This window comes from Micromonospora sp. 4G55, assembly GCF_016803375.1.
The window spans coordinates 1-6,596 of sequence record NZ_JAEVHN010000336.1 but is presented as its reverse complement, the minus strand read 5'-3'; the positions used below and the strand labels follow the sequence as shown (position 1 = coordinate 6,596).

At 73.5% G+C, this 6,596-nt stretch carries 3 protein-coding genes and 3 pseudogenes; 3 read left to right on the top strand and 3 right to left on the bottom strand.

Features of this window, described 5'->3' with window-relative positions; genetic code table 11:
* The 3 genes and pseudogenes from JNW89_RS23370 to murF all read right to left on the bottom strand — a co-directional run.
* Positions 1 to 1,231: pseudogene (locus tag JNW89_RS23370) on the bottom strand (FtsW/RodA/SpoVE family cell cycle protein); the annotation flags it as partial.
* A gap of 219 nt (positions 1,232 to 1,450) precedes the next feature.
* On the bottom strand, positions 1,451 to 2,584 hold the full coding sequence (gene mraY, locus JNW89_RS23365; RefSeq protein WP_238450504.1) for a phospho-N-acetylmuramoyl-pentapeptide-transferase: 1,134 nt from the start codon (positions 2,582 to 2,584) through the stop codon (positions 1,451 to 1,453).
* The gene (gene murF, locus JNW89_RS23360) at positions 2,581 to 3,960 is read right to left on the bottom strand and encodes a UDP-N-acetylmuramoyl-tripeptide--D-alanyl-D-alanine ligase (protein ID WP_238450505.1); all 1,380 of its coding nucleotides are present in this window, start codon (positions 3,958 to 3,960) and stop codon (positions 2,581 to 2,583) included. Before murF ends, mraY begins: the two co-directional genes overlap by 4 nt.
* On the opposite strand from murF, the pseudogene JNW89_RS23355 reads away from it, so the two are divergent.
* The 3 genes and pseudogenes from JNW89_RS23355 to JNW89_RS23345 form a co-directional block, all read left to right on the top strand.
* Positions 3,919 to 4,679, top strand: a pseudogene (locus tag JNW89_RS23355) (glycosyltransferase family 9 protein); the annotation flags it as partial. The gene murF and the pseudogene JNW89_RS23355 overlap by 42 nt on opposite strands.
* 9 nt (positions 4,680 to 4,688) lie before the next feature.
* Positions 4,689 to 5,663 (top strand): glycosyltransferase, encoded by a 975-nt coding sequence (locus tag JNW89_RS23350; protein ID WP_238450503.1) that lies wholly within the window; start codon positions 4,689 to 4,691, stop codon positions 5,661 to 5,663.
* A pseudogene (locus JNW89_RS23345) lies at positions 5,648 to 6,596 on the top strand (glycosyltransferase); the annotation flags it as partial. The gene JNW89_RS23350 and the pseudogene JNW89_RS23345, both read left to right, overlap by 16 nt.

The following is a 6,596-nucleotide window of genomic DNA, read 5'->3' as shown; positions in this document are numbered from 1 at the left end:
ATGCAGGGCTCGCGCGGCGTCGGGGCTCGGCGCGGGCGAACGAGGCGAGGATGCCGACCGCCGCCAGCGTCACGACCAGGGCGCTGCCGCCGTCGGAGATGAACGGCAGCGGCACGCCGGTCAGCGGCAGCAGGCCGATCACGCCACCGATGTTGATGACGGCCTGACCGACCAGCCAGCCGGTGATCGCGGCGGCGGCGAGCCGGCGGAACGGGTCCTCGACCCGCCGCGCGACGCGCAGCCCGGTGTAGGCGAGCACGGCGAAGAGCACCAGGATGACGGTGCAGCCGACCACCCCGAGCTCCTCGGCGATCACCGCGAAGATGAAGTCGTTGTGCGCGGCCGGCAGCCAGCCGAACTTCAGGCTGCTCTTGCCCAGCCCGACGCCGAACCAGCCGCCGTGCTCGATGGCGTTGCGGGCCTGGACGAGCTGCCAGCAGCCGGTCTCCAGGCAGGTGGCCGGGTCGGGCGGGCTGATGAACGAGGTCAACCGGGCCAGCCGGTAGTTCTCCTCACCGACCGCGCCGGACCCGGCGCCGAGCGAGGCCACGGCCACCAGCACGCCGATGCCGAGCAGGCCCACCGCGGAGAGCGCGGCGAACACCCGCATCCGCACCCCGGCCGCCCAGAGCAGCCCGACCACGATCGCCAGCAGGCAGAGCATGGTGCCCAGGTCGTTGTAGCCGACCAGCACGAAGAGCAGCCCGACCACCGGGAAGAGCGGGGTGGCCAGCTCCTTCCACCAGCCGAGCGCGGCGCCCTTGCGGGCGATCACGTGCGCGCCCCAGAGCACCAGCGCGAGCTTGGCCAGCTCGGAGGGCTGCACCTGGATCGGGCCGAGGTAGAGCCAGAGCAGGTTGGCCCGCAGCGGCCCGAGCGCCGTGATCCGGAACAGCGAGTCCAGGGCCAGCAGCAGGTTGAGCACCAGCAGCAGCACCACCGCCGCGACCAGCACCGGCCGGCCGAGCGAGCGGAAGGTGCTGGCGGGAAGCCGCTGGCAGGCCCAGAACGCGACGATGCCGATCACCGCGAAGACGGCCTGCTTGGTCACCGACGCCGAGGCGTCGCCGGCCTCGGCGTAGTCCTTCACGCTGGTCGCCGAGAAGACCATGGTCAGGCCGATCAGCAGCAGCAGGCCGGCGCTGGACAGCAGCAGGTAGTAGGAGGCCAGTGGGCGGGCCAGCAGGCCGCGCAGCGCCGCCAGGCCGCCGGCCGCGTCCAGGCCGGTGATCGCCGCCGGCGGGTCGGCGGTACGCCCCGCGCCCGGGACCCGCCGTGCCTGGGTCTCCGCCGCCGTCGTCGTCGTGCCGGTGCTGCCTCGGTCCTCCCCCACGAGCCCATCATCGCCGCTTCTCCGGGCCCGTTCGCGCCGTTCGGCCCGGTCGGCGTGTCGGAATGCGGAACGGGGGCCCCTCGGCTATGAGGGACCGGCGGAGCCGGTGTCGGCGACTCAGCCCATGCTGGCCAGGAAGTCGCTGTAGAACAGGCCGAGGGCGATGGCGACGCCGATCCCGGCGATGATCCAGAACCGCACCACGATGTTGACCTCGCTCCAGCCGGCGAGTTCGAAGTGGTGCTGCAGCGGCGACATCCGGAACACCCGCTTGCCGGTGGTCCGGAAGGAGATGATCTGGATCACCACCGACATCGTGATGATCACGAACAGCCCGCCGATGATCGGCAGCAGCAGGATCGTCCGGGTGGACATCGCCATGCCGGCGATCAGACCGCCCAGGCCGAGCGCGCCGGTGTCGCCCATGAAGATCCGGGCGGGCGAGGTGTTCCACCAGAGGAAGCCGACGCAGGCGCCGGCCGCCGCCCCGGCGATCAGCGCGATCTCCAGCGGGTCCCGCACGGCGTAGCAGTAGTTGTTCGGGTTGGCGGTGTAGCTCGGGTCGGCGCACCAGTGCCGGTACTGCCAGAACGCGATCAACGCGTACGCGGCCAGGACCATCACCGAGGCGCCGGTGGCGAGGCCGTCGAGGCCGTCGGTGAGGTTCACCCCGTTGGTCGCGGCCATCACCACGAAGATGATGACGATCACCGAGGCGATCTTGCCGATCTCCAGCGCCGGGATGTCCCGGATGAAGCTGAGCGTGGTCGCCCCGACGGTCTCGGTGTTGGTCGCCGCGCCGCTGGCGTCGGTCATCGTGCTCGGGAAGTAGAGCGCCACCACCCCGAAGATCGCACCGACCAGGATCTGCCCGAAGAGCTTGCCGCGCTTGTTGAGACCGCCGCTGTGCCGCTTGCGGACCTTGAGGAAGTCGTCGATGAAGCCGACCGCGCCGGAGAACACCATCAGCCCCAGCAGCACCAGCGCCGTGATGGTCGGCTCGACCTGGGCGATCTGCGCGTCCGGCAGCGTGGTCAGGGCCAGGTGACCGGCGACGTACGCGATCACCGTGGCCAGGATGAAGACCACGCCGCCCATCGTCGGCGTGCCCTTCTTGCCCTGGTGCATCGCCGGGCCCTCGGCCCGGATCGGCTGGCCGGCCTTGAGCCGGGTGAACACCTTGATCGCGATCGGGGTGCAGAGCAGCGAGATCAGGAACGCCACGCCGACGGCGATGATGACCGCCCTCATGCGGCGGCCCCATCCCCAGCGGCCTCGGCGCGCAGCGCGTCGGCCACCTCCCAGGTGCGGTACCGGGAGCCCTTCACCAGGACGACATCGCCCGGTCTTAGCTCGCTGCGCAGCACCTCGACGGCCGCCGCCTGATCGGTGAGCAGCACCGACTCTCCTCCCCAGTCACTTACCGCTGTCGCGCCCTCGTGGATCGGCGCCGCCGGCTCACCCACCACGAGCAGCCGGTCCACGCCCAGTTCCGCCGCGAGCCGGCCCACCTCCCGGTGCCCGTCGCGTTCGAAGTCGCCCAGCTCGGCCATGTAGCCGAGCGCGGCAAAGATACGCCCTTCCCGGCGCATGCCGGCAAGCGCGCGCAGCGCCACCGCCATCGACGCCGGGTTGGCGTTGTACGAGTCGTCGATCACGGTCACCCCGTCGGACCGGTCGAAGACGTCCATCCGGCGGGTGGAGACCAGCCCCAGCTCGCCCAGGGCGCCGGCCACCTCGGCCAGCGGCATCCCGAGCTCGCGGGCCACCGCCGCCGCGGCCAGCGAGTTGGAGACCTGGTGCCGGCCGGTCAGCCCGAGCCGCACCGGGGCGCTCCCCTCCGGGGTGACCAGCGTGTACGACGGCCGGCCCCGGTCGTCCAGCGACACGTCGACCGCCCGGACGTCGGCGTGCGCGGCCTCGCCGTACCGGACCACCCGGGCGCCGGTGCGCGCGGCCATCGCGTCGACCAGCGGGTCGTCGGCGTTGAGCACGGCCAGCCCGTCGGCCGGCAGCGCCTCGACCAGTTCCCCCTTGGCCAGGGCGATGTTCTCCACCGAGCCGAACTCGCCGATGTGCGCGACCCCGACGTTGAGCACCACGGAGATCCGCGGCGGCACCACGTCGCACAGGTAGCGCACGTGCCCGATCCCCCGGGCGCCCTTCTCCATCACCAGGAAGCGGGTCTCCGGCGTGGCCTGCAGGGCCGTGTACGGGTGCCCCAGCTCGTTGTTGAACGAGCCGGGCGGGGCCACCGTCGGGCCGAGCCGGACGGTGAGCTGGGCGATCAGGTCCTTGGTGGTGGTCTTGCCCGACGAGCCGGTCAGCCCGATCACGGTCAGCTGCGGCAGCCGGTCCACCACCGCGCGGGCCAACCGGCCCATCGCGGTCAGCGCGTCTCCCACCAGCACCATCGGCACCCCGGGCACCTCGCGGGTGCCGAGCACCGCCACCGCGCCCGCGTCCACCGCGCCGGTCGCGTAGTCGTGCCCGTCGACCTTCTCGCCGGGGAAGGCGACGAAGAGCGCCCCGGCGGTGACCTTGCGCGAGTCGAACTCGACCGGGCCGGTGACCCGGGCCGCCGGGTCGGCGCCGACGAGGCGGCCGTCTTCACCTCCTTCCACCAGTCGGCGCTCCCCCTCGCGCTGCTGCTGCGGCTGGCCGGCGTGGCCCGGATCAGCGCGATCAGCGACGACTACCCCGGCTCCCTGCTGGACGTGCGGCACCGGGTGCCGGTCGGCGTGCCGGAGCCGGAGCGGGCGCTCTCCCTCGCCGCCGCCGCCGGGTTCGGCCTGCCCGTCGGCGAGGAGCCGACGCTGCGCGTCGAGGCGCCCCCGACCGCACTTTCCGACGGCCCGTACGTGGTGGTGCACCCGGGGGCGTCGGTGCCGGCCCGGGCCTGCCCGCCCGAGCGGTGGGTGGAGATCGTGGCCAGGCTTACCGCGAGCGGCCATCGGGTAGTGGTCACCGGGGGGCCGGCCGAGACCGTGCTGACCTCCCGGGTCGCCGCCGCCGGGGGCACGACCTCGGCGGGCGCACCGGCCTGGCCGAGCTGGCCGGGGTCCTCGCCGGAGCGAGCTGCGTGGTGGTCGGCAACACCGGCCCCGCCCACCTCGCCGCCGCCGTCGGCGTACCCGTCGTCAGCCTCTTCGCGCCCACCGTCCCCTTCGGCCAGTGGGCGCCCTACCGGGTGCCGCTGGTCCGACTCGGCGACGCCGCCGCGCCCTGCCGGGACAGCCGGGCCACCCGCTGCCCGGTACCCGGCCACCCCTGCCTCACCGCCGGGGTCGACCCGGCCGAGGTGGTCGCCGCGGTCCGCCTGCTCGCCACCGGATTCCGACGCTGAAGGAGGGTCATGAACGTCCTGCTCTGGCACGTGCACGGCTCCTGGACCACGTCCTTCGTGCACGGCAGGCACCGCTACCTGGTGCCGGTCACCCCCGACCGCGACCCGTACGGGCTGGGTCGGGCCCGCACCTATTCCTGGCCGGAGAGCGCGGTCGAGGTGACCCCCGAGGAACTGGCCGACGCCGACGTGGACGTGGTCGTGCTGCAACGCCCCGAGGAGCTGGAGCTGGCCGAACGCTGGCTGGGCCGGCGGCCGGGCCGGGACCTGCCGGCGATCTACGTCGAGCACAACACCCCCAAGGGCGACGTGCCCACCACCCGCCACCCGATGGCCGACCGGGACGACCTGCTGCTCACCCACGTCACGCACTTCAACGAGCTGTTCTGGGACAACGGCGGCACCCGCACCGCCGTGGTCGAGCACGGGATGGTGCCGCCGAGGGTGCAGTGGACCGGCGAGCTGGACCGGCTCGCCGTGGTGATGAACGAGCCGGTACGCCGCTGGCGGGTCACCGGCACCGACCTGCTGTCCCGCTTCGCCGAGATCGCCCCGCTGGACGTGTTCGGCATGAAGGTCGCCGGGCTCGCGGAACACCTCGGCCTGCCCGGGCAACGCCTGGCCAGCCACGACGACGTGCCGCAGGACGTCATGCACGCCGAGCTGGCCCGGCGGCGGGCGTACCTGCACCTGTGCCGGTGGACGTCGCTGGGGCTGAGCCTGATCGAGGCCATGACGATCGGCATGCCGGTCGTCGCGCTGGCCACCACCGAGGCCGTGGACGCGGTGCCGCCCGACGCGGGAGTGCTCTCCACCCGGGTCGACACGCTCGTCGAGGCGGCCCGCTGGCTGACGGAGGACCGCGACGCCGCGTACCGGTTGGGTGCGCGGGCGCGGGAGGTGACGAAGGAACGCTTCGGGCTCGACCGGTTCCTCGCCGACTGGGACCGGATCCTTGAGGAGGAAACATGCGCATCGCGATGATCTCGGAGCACGCCAGCCCGCTCGCCGTCCTCGGCGAGGAGGACGCGGGCGGGCAGAACACGCACGTCGCCGAACTGGCGGCGGCCCTGGTCGGCGAGGGGCACGACGTGCGCGTCTACACCCGTCGGGACGCGGTCGACCTGCCCGACGTGGTCGACGCCGCCGCCGGCTACCAGGTGCGCCACGTGCCCGCCGGGCCGGCGCAGCGGGTGCCCAAGGACGAGCTGCTGCCGTACATGGGCGAGTTCGGGCGGTGGATGGCCGAACAGTGGGGCGAGCCGGGCTGGCGGCCGGACGTGGCGCACGCCCACTTCTGGATGAGCGGCCTGGCCACCCTGCACGCCGGCCGGCGCACCAACACCCCGGTGGTGCTGACGTACCACGCGCTGGGCTCGGTGAAGCGCCGCCACCAGGGGACCCGGGACACCAGTCCACCGGGCCGGGTCGGCTACGAACGGGCGCTGGGCCGGGCCGCCGACCGGGTGATCGTCCAGTGCCAGGACGAGATCGGCGAGCTGGTCCGGCTGGGCGTGCCGCGGTCGAGGATGGCGCTGGTCCCGTCCGGGGTGAACGAGGAGATGTTCCGTCCGGAGGGACCGGTCGCGCCCCGCGACCCGGCCCGCCCGCGCATCCTCACCGTCGGCCGGATGGTGGAGCGCAAGGGCTTCCAGGACGTCATCCGGGCGCTGCCGGCGGTGCCGGAGGCCGAGTGCGTGGTGGTCGGCGGCCCGGCGGCCGAGCTGCTGCCCGCCGACAGCTTCGCCCGCCGGCTGGGCGCGCTCGCCGCGTCCTGCGGGGTGGCCGACCGGGTCAGGCTGGTCGGCGCGGTGCCCCGGGAGGAGATGGGCGCGCTGGTACCGCTCCGCCGACGTGCTGGTCGCCGCCCCCTGGTACGAGCCGTTCGGGCTCACCCCGCTGGAGGCGATGGCCTGC